Raw genomic sequence first — 22,132 nt, 5'->3', positions numbered from 1 at the left:
TCGGGTAACGAAGAACTGGTCATGACGGCAAAGGACTTCTGGCGCGAACGGCTGATTCCGCTCGCACAGGAGACCGCCCTCCCCATCGACCTCCCGTACCCGCAGCGTCCCGAGGGACCGCCCGCGGTGCGCTCCCGCGCCCTGCCCGGCACGGCCGCGGGGGAGGACCGCCACCTCGCGGCGTACGTCGCCCTGCTCCACCACTACGGCGGCGGCGCCACCGACCTCGTCCTCGCCCACGACGGGCTGCCGCTGCGCGTCGCCCTCACCGCGGACACCACCTTCGCCGGGCTCACCGCGCGGGTCGCCGAGGCCGCGGAGCGGGCCCGCGCCCACCGCGTCCCCGCCGGCGACCTCGCCGCCGAGGTGGGCGCCACCGCGACCCGCGGCGGCGGACTGCTCTGCAACACCGGCTTCGCCCCCGGCGACTGGGCCGGCGGCCCCCTCGACCTCGCACTGCGGGTGACGACCGGCGAGGTCCACGCCGTGTACCGCCCCGACCTCTTCGAGGGCGCGACCGTCGACCGGATCCTCGGCCACTACGCCACGCTGCTCGCCGACGCCACCGCGCACCCGGACCGCGCGGTGGGCGACCTCGTGCTGCTGGAGGGGCCGGAACGGCACCGCCTCCTCCACGAGTGGAACGACACCGGCCACGACGTGCCGCTCGCCACCTGGCCCGCGATGTTCGCGGAGCAGGTCCGCGCCCGGCCCGACGAGACCGCCCTGGTCTTCGAGGACGTCCGCCTCACCTACGCCGAACTCGACGCCCGCGCCAACCGGCTGGCCCACGCCCTGGCCGCCCGGGGCGCCGGCCCCGAGACGGTGGTGGCGCTGGCCGTACCGCGCTCGGCGGAACTGATCGTCGCCGAGGTGGCGGTGCTCAAGTCAGGCGCCGCCTACCTGCCGGTCGACACCGACTACCCCGCCGACCGCGTCGCCTACATGCTCACCGACGCCGCCCCCGTCTGCCTCCTCACCACCGCCGAGGTCGCCGCCGAGCTGCCCGGCGAGCTCCCCACACTGGTCGTCGACGCCCCGGACACCGTCGCCGAACTCGCCGGGCTGCCCGAAAGCGCCCCCGACCTCGACGGCCGGCTGACGGTCGCGAACGCCGCCTACGTCATCTACACCTCCGGCTCCACCGGCCGGCCCAAGGGCGTCGTCCTCTCCCACGCCGGCGTCGCCAAGCTCGTCGCCACCCAGAGCGAGCGCTTCGGCATCGGCCCGCACAGCCGGGTGCTGCAGTTCGCCTCCCCGAGCTTCGACGTCGCCTTCTGGGACCTGTGCCTCGGTCTGCTCTCCGGCGGACGGCTCGTCGTCGTCCCCTCCGAACGCCGCGTTCCGGGCCCGCCGCTCGCCGACTACGCGAACGCCCACGGCATCACCTTCATGATCCTGCCGCCCGCCCTGCTCGCCGCCATGCCCGACGACGTGCACCTGCCCGCCGAGGCGACGCTGCTCGCCGGGACCGAGCGCGTCTCGCCCGAACTCGTCGGCCGCTACGCGCGCGGCCGCATGATGTTCAACGCCTACGGCCCGACCGAGGCGACCACCAACTCCACGCTCGGCCGGTGCGACCCCGACACCCCGGCCGGCACCATCGTGCCCATCGGCGTGCCCGACCCCGGCACCCGCGCCTACGTACTCGACGCCCGGCTGCGTCCCGTCCCGGCGGGTGTCGCGGGAGAGCTCTACCTCGGCGGCGCCGGACTCGCCCGCGGCTACCTCGGACGGCCCGACCTGACGGCCGAGCGCTTCGTCGCCGACCCCTTCGGCGAGCCGGGGGAGCGGCTGTACCGCACCGGCGACCTCGTGCGCTGGAAGGCGGACGGGCGGCTGGAGTTCCTCGGCCGTGTCGACAGCCAGGTCAAGATCCGCGGCTTCCGCATCGAGCCCGGCGAGATCGAGTCCGTGCTCCGCGCCCACCCCGCCGTCGCCCAGGCCGCGGTCGTCGTCCGCGAGGACCGGCCCGGCGACCGGCGGCTGGCCGCCTACGTCGTGCCCTCGCTCGACGGCGAGGCCGAGGTCGCCGAGTGGAAGGACCTGCACGAACTCCTCTACTCCGCCGCGGGCTCCGAGGGCTTCCGGGAGAACTTCGCCGGCTGGAACAGCATGTACGACGGCTTGCCCATCCCCCTCGCCGACATGCGCGAGTGGCGGGCGGCCACCGTCGAGCGCATCGCGGCCCTCGCACCGCGCCGCGTCCTGGAGATCGGCGTCGGCAGCGGCCTGCTGCTGTCCCGGCTGGCCCCCGGCTGCGAGGCGTACTGGGGCACCGACGTCTCCGAGGAGGCCGTCGCCGCGCTGCGCGCCCAGATCCGCGACGTGCCGGAACTCGCCGGCCGCGTCGAGCTGTCGGCCCGCCCCGCGCACGACACCACCGGACTGCCCGAGGGCCACTTCGACGTCGTCGTCGTCAACTCCGTCGCCCAGTACTTCCCGGGCGCCGACTACCTCGAGGACGTGCTGCGCAAGGCCGCCGCGCTGCTGGCGCCCGGCGGCGCCCTCTTCGTCGGCGACGTCCGCAACCTGCGGCTGCTGCGCACCCTGCGTGCGGCCGTGGAGAGCCGGCGCGGTGCCGGGAACGCCGATGGCCCCGACGACAAGGAGGCGCTGCGCGCCGCGGTCGACCGCTCGGTGGCCTGGGAGGGGGAACTCCTCGTCGACCCGGACTGGTTCGCGGGCCTCGACGGCTTCGCCGCGCAGGTGCGCGTCAAGCGCGGGACGCACCACAACGAACTGACCCGCTACCGCTACGACGTCGTGCTGCGCCCGGCGGCGGACGCCACCCCCGGCGAGGGCGACGAGATCGCGTGGGCCGCGCTCGGCGGCCTGCCCGCCCTCGACGCCCGGCTCGCCGCGCGCCCGGAGCGGCTGCGCGTCACCGCCGTGCCCAACGCCCGCCTCACCGAGGACCTCGACGCCCTCGCCGTCCTCGACGACAGCAGCCGCCCCGGCGCCGACGGCGTCGGAGGTGTCGATCCTGAATCGCTGCACGAACTCGCCGCGCGGCACGGCCTGTCCGCCGTCCTGACCTGGACCGGCGACGCGGACGACGGCAGCCTCGACGCCGTCTTCGTCCCCGAGGGCGCCGACCCCGGCGAGCTGTACCGGCCCGCCGGCGGCCGTCCGCTCGCCAACCGGCCCGCCCCCTTCCGCGACGTCACCGCGCTGATGCGGACGCTGCGCGCGCACGCCGCCGAATTCCTGCCCGAGTACATGGTCCCCGCGGCCCTCGTGCCCCTGGACCGCCTCCCGGTGACGCCCAGCGGCAAGCTCGACGGCGCCGCCCTGCCCGTCCCCGACTACGCCGCCCTCAGCTCGGGCCGCGCCCCGCGCGACGCCCGCGAGGAACTGCTGTGCGCCCTGTACGCACGGGCCCTCGGGGTGCGGACCGTCACGATCGACGACGACTTCTTCGCCCTCGGCGGCGACAGCATCGTGGCGATCCAGCTGCTCGTGCTTGCCCGCCGCGCCGGGCTGCGCCTCACCCCGCGCGACGTCTTCCGGCACCGCACCGTCGCCGCGCTGGCCGAGGTCGCCCAGGAGGGCGGCCCGGACGACGCCACCGCCACGGACGTGGACGCGCCCCTGGTGTCGCTGACGGACGCCGAACTGGCCGCCGTACGCGGCGACCTGACGGCCGACGTCGACGAGGTGCTGCCGCTCGGCCCGCTCCAGGAGGGCTTCTTCTTCCACGCCCTCGTCGACGGCGCCGACCACGACGCCTACGTCGTCCAGCAGGCCGTCGAGCTGTCCGGCCCCGTCGACGGCGCCGCCCTGCGCCGCGCCATGGAGCGGCTCCTGGAGCGGCACGCCCCGCTGCGCGCCTGCTTCCGCCAGCTTCCCGACGGCCGGCCCGTCCAGGTCGTCACCCGTGGCGCCGCGCTGCCCTGGCGCGAGGTCGACCTGTCCGCGCAGGAGGAGGGCGTACGCCGCGGCCTCGCGGACGCCGTCGCCGCCGACGAGCGGTCCCGCCCCTTCGACCTCGGCCGGCCGCCGCTGCTGCGCTGTGCGCTCGTCCGCCTCGGCGCGGACCGCAGCCGCCTGCTGCTGACGTTCCATCACATCGTCGCGGACGGCTGGTCGCTGCCCGTCCTGCACCGCGAGCTGATGGCGCTGTACGCGGACGACCCGGCGCCCCTGCCCGAGGTGCCCGCCTACGCCGGCTACCTGCGCGGTGTCGCCGCCGCCGACCGGGACGCCGCCCGCGCCGCGTGGCGTACCGCGCTCGCCGGGCTCGAGGGCCCGACGCGCCTGGTGGGCACGCCCGCGGACGGCGGCCCGGTGGAGCCCGCGCAGATCCGCCTGGAACTCTCCGAGCGCGTCACCGCCCGGCTCACCGCCCGCGCCCGCGAACTCGGCGTCACCCTCGGCACCGTCGTCCAGGGCGCCTGGGGCCTGCTGCTGGGCCGGCTCACCGGAGCGCAGGACGTCGTCTTCGGCACCACCGTCTCCGGTCGCGACGTCGCCGTCGACGGCATCGACTCCATGGTCGGCCTCTTCATCAACACCCTGCCGACCCGGCTCGTCTGGGACCCGGCCGGCGGGCTCGGCACGATGCTGCGCCGGCTGCAGGACGAGCAGAGCGCCCTGCTGGACCACCAGCACCTCGGCCTCGCGGAGATCCAGCGCACCGCCGGACACGCGGGCGGCGGCGAACTCTTCGACACCCTCGTCGTGTTCGAGAACTACCCCGCCGAGACCGGCCTCGCCGACCCCTCGGGCACCGTGCGCGTCACCGGCCACGCCTTCCACGACACCGTGCACTATCCGCTCGCCCTCATCGTGAAGCCCGGCCGCCGCATGGACCTGCGGCTCAAGCACCACGCGCGCAGGATCGACGCCGGCGCCGTCCGCGCCCTCGGCGGCCGGCTCACGCTCCTGCTGGAGGCGATCGCCGACGACCCCGGCCGCCCGGTCGCCTCCGTCGGCCTGCTCACCCCGCGCGAGCACGAGACCGCCCACCTCGAGGGCGCCGTCCGCGACGTCCCCGCCACCACACTGCCCGCCGCCATCGCCGCGCGGACCGCCCGTACGCCCGGCGCCACCGCCGTCGTGTACGGCGACACCACCCTCACGTACGCCGAACTCGACGCGCGCGCCGAAGCGCTGGCCGTGCGGCTGCGGGCCCGCGGCGCGGGACCCGGGCGCTTCGTCGCCATCGCCGTCCCGCGCTCGGCGGAGCTGATGGTCGCGCTGCTCGGTGTCCTCAAGTCCGGCGCGGCCTACCTGCCCGTCGACCTGGACTACCCGGCGGAACGCGTCGCCTACATGCTCGCCGACTCCGGCGCGACGACCGTCGTCACCACGGCGGCCGACGCCCCGCGGCTGCCCGAGGTAGCGGGCCTGACGCCGCTGCTGATCGACGCCGTCGAGGAGGCCGCGGAGCCCGTCGCGCCCGAGCAGGCCCGGCCCGACGACCCGGCGTACCTGATCTACACCTCCGGCTCCACCGGCCGCCCCAAGGGCGTCGTCGTCACCCACCGCGCCGTCGTCAACCGCCTCGCCTGGACGCAGGGGGAGTACGGCCTGACGGCCGGCGACCGCGTGCTGCAGAAGACCCCGTCCAGCTTCGACGTCAGCGTGTGGGAGTTCTTCTGGCCGCTGTGCGAGGGCGCCGCCGTCGTCCTCGCCCGCCCCGACGGGCACCGCGACCCGGCCTACCTCGCCGGGCTCGTCCGCGAACAGCGCGTCACCACCATGCACTTCGTGCCCTCCATGCTGGAGGCGTTCCTCAGCACCCCGGAGGTGACCGCCGACGCGTCGTGGGCGGCGAGCCTGCGCCGCGTCCTCAGCAGCGGCGAGGCCCTGCCGGGCGCCGCCGCCGCGCGCTGGCAGGCGCTCACCGGAGTGCCGCTGCACAACCTCTACGGGCCCACCGAGGCCGCCGTCGACGTCACCCACCACCCCTTCGACGGCGCCCCCGGCACGATCGTGCCCATCGGCCGCCCCGTGTGGAACACGGGCCTGCGGGTCCTGGACGCGTGCCTGCACCCGGTGCCGGACGGCGTGCCCGGCGAGCTCTACCTGACCGGTGTGCAGCTCGCCCGCGGCTACCACGGGCGTTCCGCGCTCACCGCGGAGCGCTTCGTCGCCGACCCGTTCGGCGCGCCCGGGACCCGCATGTACCGCACCGGCGACCTGGTCCGCCGGCGTGCCGACGGGGTCGTGGAGTACCTGGGCCGCACCGACCGCCAGGTCAAGCTGCGCGGCAACCGCATCGAGCCCGGCGAGACCGAGGCCGCGCTCGTCCGCCTCCCGGACGTCGCGCAGGCCGCGGTGACGGTGCGCGAGCAGCGCCTCGTCGCGTACGTCGTGCCGGCGCGCGGCGCCCGCCCCGACACCGGCGCCCTGCGTGCCGCCGTGGCCGAGGTGCTGCCCGCGCCGCTCGTGCCGGACGCCTTCGTCGTGCTGGACGCGCTGCCGCTGACCCCCAGCGGCAAGCTCGACCGTTCGGCGCTGCCCGCGCCCGAGACGGAGCGGGCCCCCGCCCGCGCCCCGCGCACCGACCGCGAGCGGACGCTGACGGAGGTGTTCGCGGCCGTCCTGGGCCTGCCCGACGCCGGTCCCGACGACGACTTCTTCCTCCTCGGCGGCGACAGCATCAGCTCCATCGGCGTGGCCAGCCGCGCCCGCGCCGCCGGACTCGAACTGACCCCGCGCGACGTCTTCGAGCACCGCACCCCCGCCGCCCTCGCCCTGGCCGCCCGCACCGGCGCCGCGACCACGGAGCGCACCGGCCCCGTCCGCCCCGAGCTGACGGCCGAGGAGACCGGGCGCGTCCAGCGGACCGCCGGGGGAGCGGTCGCCGAGATCTGGCCGCTCGCCCCGCTCCAGGAAGGCCTGTTCTTCCACTCCGCCTACGACGACGGCGCCCTCGACGTCTACACCGTCCACGAGACCTTCGACTTCGCCGAGCGCCTGGACGAGGACCGGCTGCGGGCCGCCGCCCGCACCCTGCTCGGCCGCAACCCCGGACTGCGCGCCGGGTTCACCAGCGAAGGACTGCGCCAGCCCGTGCAGTTCATCGTCGATGAGCCCGAGGTGCCGCTGGAGACGGTGGACCTGTCGGCGCTCCCCGCCGACGAGCAGGAGGCGCGGCTGCGCGCCCTGATGGACGCCGAGCGCACCCGCCGATTCGACCTGTCCGCGCCGCCCCTGTTCCGCATGCTGCTCGTGCGCCGCGGCGCCGAGCGCGGCGACCGCCTCGTCATCGGCCGCCACCTGATCCTGTGGGACGGCTGGTCCGCCTGGCTCTTCCTCGACCAGCTCTTCGCCCTCTACGCGACCGGCGGCGAGGACACCGGCCTGCCGCGCCCCGGCAGTTACGGGGACTACCTGGCCTGGCTGGGCACCCAGGACGACGCCGCCGCGACCGCCGCATGGCGTGCCGCCCTGGACGGCCTGGAGGAGCCCACCCTGCTCGTCCCGGCCGTCGCCGACGCGGGCCTGGAACCCGTCATCCCCGAGCAGCTGGACGCGCTGCTCCCGGCGGAGCTCGGCGACTCGCTGCGCGAGCGGGCACGGGCCCACGGCCTCACCCTCAACACGGTGCTCAACGCCGCCTGGGGCCTGACCCTGGCCTCCGCCACCGGCCGCACCGACGTCGTCTTCGGCACCACCGTCGCGGGCCGGCCCACCGAGGTCCCGGACGTCGAGAACGTCATCGGCATGTTCCTCAACACCGTCCCCGCCCGCGTCGCCCTCGACCCGGCGGAGACCGTCCTCGACCTGCTGCGGCGCATCCAGGGCGAACGGCTGGAACTCATGCCGTACGAGTACCTGGGCCTCGGCGTGTTGCAGGCCGAGACCGGCCACCGGCGGCTGTTCGACACCCTCTTCGTGCTGCGCAACAACGACACCGAGGACCGGCTGGAGCGGCTGCGCACCGAGCACGGCGCCGCCGCCGTCGCCAACGTCGACGCCACGCACTACCCGGTCAACCTGATCGTGACGCCGGGACAGCGTGTCCTCGTCACCCTCGCGCACCGGCCCGACGTCGTCCCGCACGAGGCCGCCCGCGCGCTGCTGGACCGCTTCACCCTGCTGCTGGAGCGCATGGCGGAGGACCTGACGGCCCCCGTCGGCCGTCTCGACCCGCTGCTGCCCGCCGAACACGCCGCGCTGGAGCGGGAGTGGGCCGCCAGCCGGGTGCCGGAGCCCACCGAGACCATCGCCGACCTGCTCGCCGCGCAGGCCACCCGCACCCCGGACGCCACCGCCCTGGTCTTCGGCGACCGCACCCTGGACTACGCGGAGCTGGACGCCGCCGTGAACCGCACGGCCCGGCTGCTGCTCGCCCACGGCGCGGGACCGGAGAAGGTCGTCGCGCTGGGACTGCCGCGCTCCGCGGAGATGGTCGTGGCCCTCTTCGCGGTGCTGCGCACCGGCGCGGCCTACCTGCCGCTGGAGCTGGACCACCCGGCCGACCGGCTCTCGCTGATGCTGGAGGACGCCCGGCCGCTGCTGCTCCTCACGAACGCCGCCGTCTCCGCGACCCTCGACGCGGACACCCCGCGCGTGCTCCTCGACGACCCCGCCGTCGCCGCCGCGCTGGCGGAGCTGTCCGACGCCCCGGTCGTCTCGGACTTCAGCCTGGAGCACCCCGCGTACGTCATCTACACCTCCGGCTCCACCGGCCGGCCCAAGGGCGTCGTCACCCCCTACCGGGGTCTGACGAACATGCAGCTCAACCACCAGAAGGAGATCTTCGCCCCGGCCATCGCGTCGGCCGGCGGACGGCGGCTGCGCGTGGCGCACACCGTCTCCTTCGCCTTCGACATGTCGTGGGAGGAACTGCTCTGGCTGGTCGAGGGCCACGAGGTCCACGTCTGCGACGAGGAACTGCGCCGTGACGCCCACGCCCTGACCGCCTACTGCGAGCGGCACCGCATCGACGTCGTCAACGTCACCCCGACCTACGCCCGCCTGCTCATCGAGGAGGGGCTGCTCGAGGGCCACGTCCCGCCGCTGGTGCTGCTCGGCGGCGAGGCCGTCCCCGAGACGGTCTGGACGCGGCTGCGCGACACCGAGGGGACCTACGGCTACAACCTGTACGGCCCGACCGAGTACACCATCAACACCCTCGGCGGCGGCACCCACGACAGCGCCACGCCCACCGTCGGCCGCCCCATCCGCGGCACCCGCGCGCACATCCTCGACGCCTGGCTGCGGCCGGTGCCGGACGGCGTGCCCGGCGAGCTGTACATCGCGGGCATCGGCCTGGCCCGCGGCTACCTGGACCGGCCGGGGCTGACCGCCGAGCGTTTCGTCGCCGACCCCTTCGGGGAGCCGGGCGAGCGCATGTACCGCACCGGCGACCTCGTACGCCGGGGTGCCGGAGGCAACCTGGACTTCCTGGGCCGCACCGACGACCAGGTCAAGATCCGCGGCTACCGCGTCGAGCCCGGCGAGATCGAGACCGCCCTCAGCCGGCACCCGCGGGTCTCCCAGGCCGCCGTCGTCGTCCGCGACGACCGGCTGGTCGGCTACGTCGTCCCGGCCCCCGTCGACGCCGCCGAACGCGCGTCCACCGAGCGCGCCCAGGTGGGCGAGTGGCAGGAGATCTACTCCGACGAGTACGAGGAGATCTCCACCGCCGTCTTCACCGAGGAGTACGCGGGCTGGGACAGCTCCTACGACGGGCAGCCCATCCCCTTCGACGACATGCACGAGTGGCGCGAGGCCACCCTCGCCCGCATCCGCGAACTGCGCCCGCGCCGCGTCCTGGAGATCGGTGTCGGCTCCGGCCTGCTGCTGTCCCGGCTGGCCCCGGACGCCGAGGCGTACTGGGCCACCGACTTCGCCGCCCCCGTCATCCGCAAGATCGGCGAGGAGCTGCGGCGCGACCCCGCCCTCGCCGCCAAGGTGGAGCTGCGCTGCCGTCCCGCGGACGACCTGGAGGGGCTGCCCACCGGGTACTTCGACACGGTCGTCATCAATTCCGTGATCCAGTACTTCCCGAGCGCGGCCTACCTGGAGTCGGTCGTGCGCGGCGCCATGGAACTCCTCGCCCCCGGCGGCGCGCTCTTCGTCGGCGACGTCCGCAACCTGCGGCTCGCCCGCACCTTCCACACCGAGATCCAGCACGCCCGCGGCACGGCCGGGGCCGGGTTCGAGCGGGCCGTGGAACGCGGCCTGCGCCTGGAGAAGGAACTCCTGGTCGACCCCGACTTCTTCGCGCGGCTCGGCTACGGGCTCGACCTGCGCACCAAGCGAGGACGCCGCCACAACGAGCTGACCCGGCACCGCTACGACGCCGTGCTCTACCACGGCGAGCCCGCCGTGCGGCTGGGCGACGAGCCCCGTGCCGTGTGGTCGCCGGACCTCGCCGCCCACCTGCGCGAGCAGCGGCCGGAGCGGCTGCGCGTCACGGGCGTGCCGGACGGCCGGGTGCGGCCGGACGGCGTCGACCCGGAGACCCTGCACGACCTGGCCGCCGGTCTCGGCTACCGCGTGCTCACCACCTGGGGCGCGGAGACGGGCACCTACGAGGCCGTGTTCGTCCCCGCCGGCACGGCAGGCACGACCGCCGGGCTCTACCGGCCGGGGGGCGGCACCGCCCCGTACGCCAACGACCCGGGCGCGGGCCGCGACGCGAGCGCCCTGGTCCGCGTGCTGCGCGAGGACCTCAAGCGCGAGCTGCCCGAGTACATGGTCCCGGCGGCCTTCGTCACCCTCGACCGGCTGCCGATGAACGCCAACGGCAAGCTCGACGTCAGGGCGCTGCCCGACGCCGAGCCCGCCGTGGCCCTCGGCGGCGGACGCGGACCGCGCACCCCCCAGGAAGAGGTGCTGTGCCGCCTCTTCGCGGAGGTCCTGGCCCTGCCGTCGGTCGGTGCCGAGGACGACTTCTTCGACCTGGGCGGCCACTCCCTGCTCGCCACCCGCCTGGTCAGCCGGGCCCGCACCGAGCTCGGCGCCGAACTCGCCATCCGCGACCTCTTCGAGGCCCCGACGCCCGCGCTGCTCGCGGGCCGCGCGGACGCCGGACGGCCCGTCCGCCCCGCGCTCACCGCGGCGGCGGAACGCCCCGGCCGCGTCCCGCTCTCCGCCGCTCAGCGCCGCCTTTGGCTGGTGGAACGGCTCACCGGCGGCGGAGCCGCCTACAACTTCCCGCTCGTCTTCCGGCTGCGCGGCGCCCTCGACACCGACGCGCTGCGGCAGGCCCTGGCCGACGTCGCGGGCCGCCACGAGGCGCTGCGCACCCTCGTCGGCGAGCAGGACGGCGAGCCCCACCAGCGCATCGTCCCCGCGGACGACGCCCGGCCCGGGTTCACGGTGGCCGACGCCGCCGAGGCCGACCTCCCCGGGCTCATCGAGGCGGCCCAGCGCCGCCCCTTCGACCTGACGGAGCAACTGCCCCTGCGCTGCGAGGTGTTCCGGGTCGGCGGCGACGACCACGTGGTGGCCGTCGTGCTGCACCACATCACCACCGACGAGTGGTCCGACCGCCCCTTCATGGCGGATCTGACGGCCGCCTACACCGCCCGCGCCGCGGGCTCCGCCCCGGCGTGGCGGCCGCTGCCCGTCCAGTACGCGGACTACACCCTCTGGCAGGAGCGCCTCCTCGGCGCCGTGGGCGACGCCCAACTCGCCTACTGGACCGAGCGGTTGCGCGACCTCCCCGAGGAGCTGCCGCTGCCCCTGGACCGGCCGCGTCCCGCCGCGCCCACCGGCGCCGGCGCGATCGTGCGCGGCGAGGTCCCGGCCGTCCTCGGGCGGGAGCTGCGGGAGCTGTCCACGGCGACCGGCACCAGCATGTTCATGCTGTTCCAGGCCGCCACCGCCGCGCTGCTGCACCGCCTCGGCGCGGGCGAGGACGTCCCGCTGGGCGCGCCCATCGCCGGCCGCACCGACAGCGGCCTGGACGACCTCGTCGGCTTCTTCGTCAACACCCTCGTACTGCGCACCGACCTGTCCGGCGACTCCCTGACGTTCCGTCAGTTGCTGCTCCGGGTCCGTGAGTCCGCCCTGGAGGCCTTCGAGCACCAGGACCTGCCCTTCGACCGGGTCGTGGAGGCGGTGAACCCGCCGCGCGCGGCGGGCCGCAACCCGCTCTTCCAGGTCATGCTCGGCTACCACCACCGCCCGGACGGCGACCCCGACGTCTTCGGACTGCCCACCGAGTGGTTCGACATGGACACCGGCACGGCCAAGTTCGACCTCGACTTCACCTTCGTCGACCACGGCGAGGCACGCCCGCTGGCGCTGCTGCTGGAGTACGCCACCGACCTGGCCGACGAGGCCACGGCCGCGCTGCTCGTCGCCCGGCTGGTCCTGCTGCTGCGGCAGGCCGCGGCCCACCCGGACCTCCCGCTGGCCGAGTTCGACCTGCTCACGCCCGCCGAGCACGAGGCCGCGGCCGTCGCCTGGAACGACACCGCGCGGTACGGCGCCGAGACCCGTGCCGTACCGGAGATCCTCGCCGACACCGTCCGCGCCCACCCGGAGCGGACGGCCCTGGTGACCGCCGAGGGCGCGCTGACCTTCGCCGGGCTGGGCGAGCGGGTCGACGCCCTCGCCGCCCTGCTGCGCCGGCACGGCGCGGCCGAGGGCACCGTGGTCGGCCTCGCGCTGCCGCGGCACGCCATGGTCCCGGCGATCCTCGGCGTCCTCGCCTCCGGCGCCGCCTACCTGCCGCTCGACCCCGCACTGCCCGCCGAACGCCTGGAGTTCATGCTCCGCGACACAGACCCGGTCTGCCTGCTGACCACCGCCGACCTCGCCGAACGCCTCCCGGCCGTGCCGGGCGCCGCGCGACTGCTGTACGACGCCCCGCTGCCCGCGGCCGAGCCCGCCGGCCCGCTCGTCCACCGGGCGGCGAGCGCCGCGTACACGATCTACACCTCGGGCTCCACCGGCACCCCCAAGGGCGTCGTCGGCACCCACCGGGGCCTGTCCAACCTCTTCGGCGCGCACCTGCGCGACATGATCGAACCCGCCGTCCGCGCCACGGGCCGTGCGGTCCTGAAGGCCGCGCACACCGCCTCGTTCAGCTTCGACGCCTCCTGGGACCCGCTGCTGTGGCTGCTGGCGGGGCACGAACTGCACGTCGTCGACGAGACGACAATGACCGACCCGGCCGCCCTCCTGGCACACCTGGAGGCCCGCGCCGCCGACTACGTCGACCTCACCCCCACCTTCCTGGCCGAGCTCACGCACCACGGCTTCCTCGCCCCGGGCGGATACGCGCCCGCCGTCCTCACCGTCGGCGGCGAGGCCACCCCGCCCGCCCTGTGGCAGCGGCTGACCGCGCTCCCCGCCACGCGGGTCCACGACCTGTACGGGCCCACCGAGTGCTCCGTCGACGCCTACGGCCGCCACAGCGGCGCCCCCGAGTGGGCGGCGCCGCTGGACAACCTGCGCGTGTACGTCCTCGACGAGCGGCTGCGCCCGACACCGCTCGGCGTGCCCGGCGAGCTCCACCTCGCGGGCGCCGGCCTGGCCCGCGGCTACCTCGGCCGGCCCGGCCTGACGGCCGAGCGCTTCGTCGCCGACCCCTTCGGCGAGCCCGGGAGCCGCATGTACCGCACCGGCGACCTGGCACGCCGCCGAAGCGATGGGACGCTGGAGTACCTGGGCCGCACCGACGACCAGGTCAAGATCCGCGGCTTCCGCGTGGAGCCGGGCGAGATCGAGTCCGTCCTCACCGCCGGCCCCGGTGTGTCGGCCGCCGCCGTCCTCGTCCGCGAGGACACCCCCGGCGTGCCGCGCCTCATCGCGTACGTCGTCCCCGCCGCCGGCCACGAGCCCGACCCGGCCGCGCTGCGCGCCCACGCCGCCGCCGCGCTGCCCGAGCACATGGTCCCCGGGGCGTTCGTCGCCCTGGCCGCCCTGCCGCGCACCGTCAACGGCAAGCTCGACCGGGCCGCGCTGCCCGCGCCCGACCTGTCGGCGGCCGTCGGCGGGCGGCTGCCCCGCACCCCGCGCGAGGAACTGCTCGCCGGGCAGTTCGCCGCCGTGCTGGGCCTGGAACGGGTCGGCATCGACGACGACTTCTTCGCGCTCGGCGGCCACTCGCTGCTCGCGATGCGCCTGATCAGCCGTATCCGTACCGCGCTCGGTGCCGAGGTCACGCTGCGGGCCGTCTTCGACGCGCCCACCGTCGCCCGGCTCGCCGCCCTGCTGGAAGAGGAGGGGGCCGCCGCACGCCCCGCCCTGACCGCCGGGAACGTCCCGCCCGAGCGGCTGCCGCTCTCCTCCGCCCAGCACCGGCTGTGGCTGCTGCACCAGGTCGACGCCGACGACCCCACCTACAACCTCCCGGCCGCCTGGCGCCTGACCGGCGCCCTCGACCGTGCCGCACTGGAGGCGGCGCTGAACGACCTCGTCGCCCGCCACTCCACCCTGCGCACGGTCTTCCCCGTCGTGGACGGAGTGCCCCACCAGCACGTACTGGCCCCGGAGCAGGCGCGCGTGACGCTCGACGCCGCCACCCCGGAGGAACTGCCCCGGATCGCGGCGCGCCCCTTCGACCTGGAGCGCGAACTGCCGCTGCGCGCCACCCTGTCCGCGACCGGGCCGGACGAGCACGTGCTGCAGCTGGTGCTGCACCACATCGCCACCGACGAGTGGTCGGACCGGGCCCTGCTCGCCGACCTCGGCGCCGCCTACGCCGCCCGCACCGCCGGCCGCGCCCCCGACCGGGCCCCGCTGCCGGTGAGCTACGCCGACTACACCCTCTGGCAGCGCGAGCTGCTGGAGCACTCCGGCGACGACCTGCTCGCGTACTGGGCCGCCACCCTGCGGGGACTGCCCGAGGAACTGACGCTGCCCACCGACCGGCCGCGCCCCCAGGAGTCCTCGCACACCGGCGGCACCGTCGGCTTCAAGGTCCCGCCCGAGCTGGAACGCGCCCTGCGCGCGCTCGCCCGCCGCGAGGGCGCCAGCATGTTCATGGTCTCCCAGGCCGCCGTCGCCACCCTGCTGCACCGGCTCGGCGCCGGCGACGACATCCCGCTCGGCGCCCCCGTGTCCGGACGCGCGGACGAACGCCTGGAGGACCTGGTCGGCTTCTTCGTCAACTCCCTCGTGCTGCGCACCGACCTGTCCGGCGACCCGGGCTTCGCGGAGCTGCTGCGCCGCGTACGGGCGGCCGACCTCGCCGCGTACGAGCACCAGGACCTGCCCTTCGAGCGGCTCGTCGAAGCCCTCAACCCGGGCCGCTCGCTCGCCCGTCACCCGCTGTTCCAGGTGATGGTCGTCCACCTCGCCGAGCGCGCCGGCACGCCCGCGCTGCCCGGCCTGACGGTGCGGCCGGAGCCGGTCGCCCAGGACACCGCCAAGTTCGACCTCAGCTTCGACTTCGTCGAGCAGGGCGAGGGCAACGGCATCCAGGGCTGGATCGAGTACAGCGCCGACCTCTTCGACCGGCCGACCGCCGAACTCCTCGCCCGCCGCATGGAACGGCTGCTGGAGCAGGTGGCCGCCGAACCCGGGCGGCCGGTCGGGCAGATCGACGTACTGGACGACGCCGAACGCGCCCGTGTCCTGACGGAGTGGAACGCCACCGGCCGCGCCGTGCCCGGCCTCACCCTCCCGGAGCTGTTCCGCGCCCAGGCCGCGGCCACCCCGTCCGCGACCGCCCTCGTGGTCGAGGACGCCGGCGTCACCTACGCGGAGCTCGACGCCCGCGTCGAACGCCTGGCCCACGTCCTCGCGGGCGCCGGCGTCGGCCCGGAGTCCACGGTGGCGGTCGCACTGCCCCGTTCGGCCGCCCTGGTCGTCACCCTGCTCGCCGTCCACCGCGCGGGCGGCGCCTACCTGCCCTTGGACACCGGCTACCCGGCGGAGCGGCTGGCGTTCATGCTCGGCGACGCCCGCCCGGCGTGCGTCGTCACCACCGACGGCGTGGCCCTGCCCGGCACCGGCGTCCCGCGCCTGACCGTCGACGCCGACGGCGCCCCCGCGGCGGACGCCCCCACCGGACCGCTCCCGCAGGCCCACGACCCGCGCCACCCGGCGTACGTCATCTACACCTCCGGCTCGACCGGCCGCCCCAAGGGCGTCGTCGTACCGCAGGAAGGCATCGTCAACCGCCTCCTGTGGATGCAGGACGCCTACGGCCTCACCCCCGGCGACCGCGTGCTGCAGAAGACGCCGGCCGGCTTCGACGTGTCGGTGTGGGAGTTCTTCTGGCCGCTGGTCACCGGCGCCGCGCTGGTCGTGGCCCGGCCCGAGGGCCACAAGGACCCGGCGTACCTGGCCGGGTTGATCCAGCGGGCCGGCGTCACCACGGCGCACTTCGTGCCGTCGATGCTCCGCGCCTTCCTCGACGAGCCGGCCACCGCGGGCTGCACCGGCCTGCGCCGCGTGATCTGCAGCGGCGAGGCGCTGCCCGCCTCGCTCGCCGCCCGCTTCCACGAGGTGCTGGGCACGGCCGGGCTGCACAACCTGTACGGCCCGACGGAGGCGTCGGTCGACGTCACCGCCCACCAGGTCGTGCCGGGAGCCGGCACCGTCCCGATCGGCCGCCCCGTGTGGAACACCCGCACCCTCGTGCTGGACGCCTCGCTGCGTCCGGTCGCCCCGGGCGTGCCTGGTGAGCTGTACCTCGCCGGCGTCCAGCTGGCGCGCGGCTACCTCGGCCGCTCCGCACTGACCTCCGAGCGCTTCGTGGCCGACCCGTACGGGGAGCCCGGGAGCCGCATGTACCGCACCGGCGACCTGGCCCGCTGGACCCGCGACGGGGAGCTGGAGTACCTCGGCCGGGTCGACGACCAGGTCAAGCTGCGCGGCTTCCGCGTGGAACCCGGCGAGATCGAGGCCGTGCTGACCCGGCACCCCGCGGTCGCCTCGGCCACCGTCGTGCCGCGTGACGAGCGCCTGGTGGCCTACGTCGTCCCCGCCCCGGGGCAGGAGCCCGGCGCCGCGGCCCTGCGCGCCGCAGCGGCGGCCGCGCTCCCCGAGCACATGGTGCCCGCCGCCTTCGTGGTCCTGGACGCCCTGCCGCTCACGCCCAACGGCAAGCTCGACCGCGCGGCCCTGCCCGCACCGGACTTCGCCGCCCAGGTCACCGCGACAGCGCCGCGCACCCCGCGCGAGGAGCGCATGTGCGAACTGGTCGCCGCCGTCCTCGGCCTCGAACGCGTCGGCGCGGACGACGACTTCTTCACCCTGGGCGGCGACAGCATCGTCGCCATGCAGCTCGTCGTCCGGGCGCGTGCCGCCGGGCTGACGATCACCCCGCGCGACGTCTTCCGCCACAAGACCCCCGCGGGTCTGGCGGCGGTCGCCACCGACACCGTCCACCAGGGCGGGGACACGGACACCGGAGCCGAGCTGCTGCCCGGCCTCACCGACGCCGAACGCGCCGAACTCCCCGGCGCCGCAACGGCCGAGCCGCTGCCGCTCTCGCCGCTCCAGGCGGGCCTGCTCTTCCACGCCTCCTTCGACTCCGGCGACCAGGGCCCCGACGTCTACACCGTCCAGGTGTCGTACGACATCGACGGGGACCTCGACCCCGAGCGGCTGCGCGCCGCCGGGCAGGCCCTGCTCGACCGGCACGAGAGCCTGCGCGCGGGCTTCCGCTACCTCTCCTCCGGCCGTCCGGTGGCCGTGGTGCCGCGCTCGGTGCCGCTGCCCTGGCGCCACGTCGACCTCACGGCCGCCCCGGACGCCGAGGCGGAGTGGGAGCGCCTGCTGCTGCAGGAACGCCGCCGCTTCGACCCCGCCGAACCCCCGTTGCTGCGCCTGCTGCTGGCCAGGACGGGCGACGGCGGCCACCGCCTCGTGCTGTCCCACCAGCACCTGCTGCTGGACGGCTGGTCGGTGCCCCGGCTGATGGCGGAACTCACCGCCCTCCACGACGGGACCACCCCGCCCGCCACCGCCCCCTACCGCGACTACCTGCGCTGGCTCGCCGCGCAGGACCAGCCGGCCTCGGCGGCCGCCTGGGCCGCGGCCCTGGACGGACTGGAGGAGCCCACCCACCTCGTGCCCGCCGACGCCAACCGGGCGCCGGCCGTGCCGCGCACCCGCACCATCGAGGCCGGCGAGGAGCTGACGCGCGAGCTCGGCGCGCTCGCCCGGCACCGCGGGCTCACCGTCAACACGCTGGTGCAGGCGGCCTGGGGAGTCGTGCTGTCCCGGCTGACCGGCCGCGACGACGTGGTGTTCGGCGCCACCGTGGCCGGACGCCCGCCGGAGCTGGACGGCGTCGAGTCCATGATCGGCCTGTTCATCAACACCGTGCCCGTGCGCGTCCGGCTGCGGCCGCAGGAGCCGGTCGGCGCCCTGCTGGACCGACTCCAGGACGAGCAGTCGCGCCTGCTCCCGCACCAGCACCTGGGCCTGGCCGACATCCAGCGCGGCGCCGGGCTCGGCGACCTCTTCGACACGCTGGTGGTCTTCGAGTCCTACCCGGTGGCCGAGGAGGCGGACGCGGGCCTGCGCCTGTCCGTCCGCGAGCACGAGGACTCCACCCACTACCCCTTCGCCTGGGCCGTCGAGCCCGGCGAACGCCTCCGCCTCACGGCGGAGTTCCGCCCCGACCTGTTCACTCCGGCCGCCGCCGGGCGGATCGCCTCGGCCCTGCTCTCCGTGCTGGCGGCGATGGCCGCCGACCCGGACGCCGCGGTCGGACGGCTCGGCATCCTCACCGACGCCGACCGCCGGCTGCTGGAGACCTGGAACGACACGGCCCTGCTCCCGCGGACCGGCGACGCCACCGTCCCCGCCCTGTTCGCCGCGCAGGCCGCCGCGTCACCGGACGCCGTGGCCGTCACCGACGGCTCCGTGACGTGGACGTTCGCCGAACTGGCCGCACGCACCGGCCGGCTGGCCCGCGTGCTGGCCGGCGCGGGTGCGGGCCCCGAGGGCATCGTGGCGCTGGCGCTGCCGCGCACCGCCGACCACATCACGGCGATCCTGGCCGTCATGACGGCGGGCGCCGCCTATCTGCCGCTCGACCCCGACCTGCCCGCCGACCGGGCGCTCGGCATGCTCGCCGACGCCCGCCCGCGGCTGATCCTCACCACGGACGCCCTCGCCGCGTCCCTCCCCGGCGCCGACGTCCCGGTGCTCAGCCTGGACGCCCTCGACGGGCTGCCGGAGGCCGCGCCGCGGGCACCGGCCCCCGACCACCCGGCGTACGTCATCTACACCTCGGGTTCGACGGGCCGCCCCAAGGGCGTCGTCGTCACCCAGCGCAGCCTCGCCAACCTCTTCCACAGCCACCGGCACGACCTGCACGACCGCGCCAAGGAACTGACCGGCCGCCGCCACCTGAGGGTCGGCCACGCCTGGTCGTTCTCCTTCGACGCCTCGTGGCAGCCGCAGCTGTGGCTGCTGGACGGCCACGCGCTGCACATCGTGGACGACGAGACGCGCCGCGACGCGGAACTGCTCGCCGAGCGGATCCGCGCCGAGGGGCTGGACTTCATCGAGGTCACCCCGTCGCTGCTCACGCAGATGGCCGACGCCGGCCTGGTCCAGGGCGGCCACTGCCCGCTGGCCGTGGTCGGCGTCGGCGGCGAGGCCGTGCCCGACGCCCTGTGGTCACGCCTGGCCGCGCTGGAGTCGACCGAGGCGTTCAACCTGTACGGGCCCACCGAGGCCACCGTCGACGCCCTCGTCGGCCGCGTCGCCGACAGCGACCGCCCCGTCGTCGGGCGCGCCGTGCACAACGCGCGCGCCTACGTCCTGGACGCCTCGCTGCGCCTGCTCCCGCCCGGCGTCACCGGCGAGCTGTACCTGTCCGGCGCCGGACTCGCCCGCGGCTACCTCGGGCGCCCCGACCTGACCGCGGAGCGCTTCGTCGCCGACCCGTACGGCCCGCCCGGCGCCCGCATGTACCGCACCGGCGACCTCGCCCGGTGGACCGAGGAGGGGCAGCTGGAGTACGCCGGACGCTCCGACGACCAGGTCAAGATCCGCGGCTACCGGGTCGAGCTCGCCGAGGTCGAGACCGCCCTCGCCGCGCACGACACCGTGGCCCAGGTGGTCGTCACCGCCCGCGAGGACCGGCCCCGCGTCCGGCAGCTCGTCGGCTACGTCGTCCCCGCCGAGGGCGGCGACGCCGACCCGGCCACCCTGCGGGCCCACGTCGCCGCGAGCCTGCCGGAGTACATGGTCCCCGCGGCCGTGGTCGTCCTGGAGCGGCTGCCCCTGCTGTCCAACGGCAAGCTCGACCGCAAGGCACTGCCCGCCCCGGACTTCACCTCGGGCACCGGCGGCCGCAGGCCCGGCAACGCCACCGAACGCACCCTGTGCGGCATCGTCGCCGAGGTGCTGGGACTGCCCGCGGAGGCCGTCGGCACCGACGACGACTTCTTCGCCCTCGGCGGCGACAGCATCGTCGCGATGCAGTTCGTCAGCCGGGCCCGCGCCGCGGGACTGCGGATCACCCCGCGCCAGGTCTTCCAGCACCGCGACGTGGCCTCCCTCGCCGGGGCCGCCGTCCCGCTCACCGGCGACGAGTTGGTGCGCACCCACGACGACGGCACCGGCCTCGTCCCGCTCACCCCGATCATGCACGCCCTGCGCGAGCGCGGCGGCCCGATCTGGGGCTACCACCAGGCCGCCCTCCTGCAGACCCCGGCGGCCATGGACGGGGACGGACTGCTGGCGGTCCTGCGCGCCGTCGCCGGCCGGCACGACATGCTCCGCGCCCGGCTGGAACGCACCCGCACCCGGCCGTGCTCCGACGGCGAGCGCGGCGAGCAGTGGGCGCTGCGCGTGCCCGCCCCGGGCACCGTCGACGTGACGTCCTGGCTCACCCGGGCCGACGTCGCCGGCGCGGACGACACCGCGCTGCGGGAGGCGATCTCCGCCCACGCGGTCACCGCGCGCGCCGGACTCGACCCGGACACCGGCGACATGGTGCGCGCCGTCTGGTTCGACGCCGGGCCCGGGAAGCCGGGACGGCTGCTGCTGCTCCTGCACCACCTCGTCGTCGACGGCGTGACCTGGCGCATCCTCCTGCCCGACCTGGAGACCGCCTGGGCTGCCGTGGCGGCGGGACGCACGCCGGAACTGCCGCCCGTGGACGTCTCCTTCCGCCGCTGGTCCGAACTGCTCAGCGCCCGGGCGCAGGACCCGTCCCGCGAGGACGAACTGCCCCGGTGGACCTCGGTCCTCGCGGACGGCGCCGGCCTGCCCCTGGCCCGGCCGCTGGACACGGCACGCGACACCGTCGAGAGCACCCGCTACCTGTCGCTGACCCTGCCCGCCGAGGTCACCGGCCCCCTCCTCGGGCGGGTGCCCGCCGCGTACGGGGCGAGCGTCAACGACGTACTGCTGACCGCGTTCGCGCAGGCCGTCGCCGACTGGCGGACCCGGGTGCTCGGCGCCGGGCCCGGCAGCGCCGTCCTCGTCGACCTGGAGGGCCACGGCCGAGAGGAGGAACTCGCCGGCAACGCCGACCTGTCCCGCACCGTCGGCTGGTTCACCAGCGTCGTCCCGGTCCGCCTCGACCCGGGCCCCGCGGGCCTGGACCCCGACGAGGCCGTCGCCCGCGTCCGCGAGCACCTGACCGCCCCGCCCACCGGCGGCGTCGGGCACGGCCTGCTGCGCCACCTCAACCCGGTCACCGGTGCCGAACTGGCCCGGCTCGCCGAACCGCAGATCGAGTTCAACTACATGGGCCGCTTCGACGTCCCCGAGGCCGCCGACTGGTCGTACGCGCCGGAGGGCGACGCCGCCGACCTCGACGCGGACCCCGGGATGCCCATGTCCCACGCCCTCACCCTCAACGCCCTCACCGAGGACCGCCCCGGCGGCCCCGAACTGAGCGCCCACTGGGCCTACGCCGGCGAACTCCTCACCGAGGAGGCCGTCCGGGATCTGGCGCAGACCTGGTTCCGGGCCCTTGCGGCCCTGGTCACACGGAAGGAAACCACCCGATGAGCAGCAACCCCTTCGAGAACCCCGACGGCGTCTACTCCGTCCTGGTCAACGCCGAGGGCCAGCACAGCCTGTGGCCCGACTTCGTCGACGTCCCGGCCGGCTGGACGGTCGCCCACGGCCCGGCGAGCCGCCAGGAGTGCCTGGAGTACGTGGAGACCCACTGGACGGACCTCCGCCCGAAGAGCCTCGTCGAGGGCCGCTGACCGCGACCGCCCACGCCGCAGGGGCCGGCCCGCACCGTGCGGGCCGGCCCCTGCGGCGTCCTGCGGCGTCCTGC

Annotated in this window: 2 protein-coding genes; both read left to right on the top strand. The window is 75.8% G+C overall.

The annotated features are described in order from the left end of the window. Window positions 1-21: 21 nt before the first annotated feature. Window positions 22-21,855: a non-ribosomal peptide synthase/polyketide synthase gene (locus tag ABZ479_RS36750; RefSeq protein ID WP_500465604.1), complete on the top strand. Its 21,834-nt coding sequence runs from the start codon at window positions 22-24 to the stop codon at window positions 21,853-21,855. Further along, the gene (locus ABZ479_RS36745; RefSeq protein ID WP_500465603.1) at window positions 21,852-22,058 is read left to right on the top strand and encodes an MbtH family protein; all 207 of its coding nucleotides are present in this window, start codon (window positions 21,852-21,854) and stop codon (window positions 22,056-22,058) included. The genes ABZ479_RS36750 and ABZ479_RS36745 overlap by 4 nt, the downstream gene beginning before the upstream one ends. The last annotated feature ends 74 nt before the right edge of the window (window positions 22,059-22,132 follow it).

Source organism: Streptomyces sp. NPDC005722 (assembly GCF_040630935.1).
In the GTDB taxonomy this organism is placed as follows: Bacteria; Actinomycetota; Actinomycetes; order Streptomycetales; family Streptomycetaceae; genus Actinacidiphila.
Note: the sequence above shows the minus strand (reverse complement) of the source record. Positions and strands in the feature narration are given on the sequence as shown.

Bases quoted from the DNA above. Each gene is read 5' to 3' on its own strand.
- ABZ479_RS36750 (WP_500465604.1), top strand. From the start codon at position 22: ATGACGGCAAAGGACTTCTGGCGCGAACGGCTGATTCCGCTCGCACAG.
- ABZ479_RS36745 (WP_500465603.1), top strand. From the start codon at position 21,852: ATGAGCAGCAACCCCTTCGAGAACCCCGACGGCGTCTACTCCGTCCTG.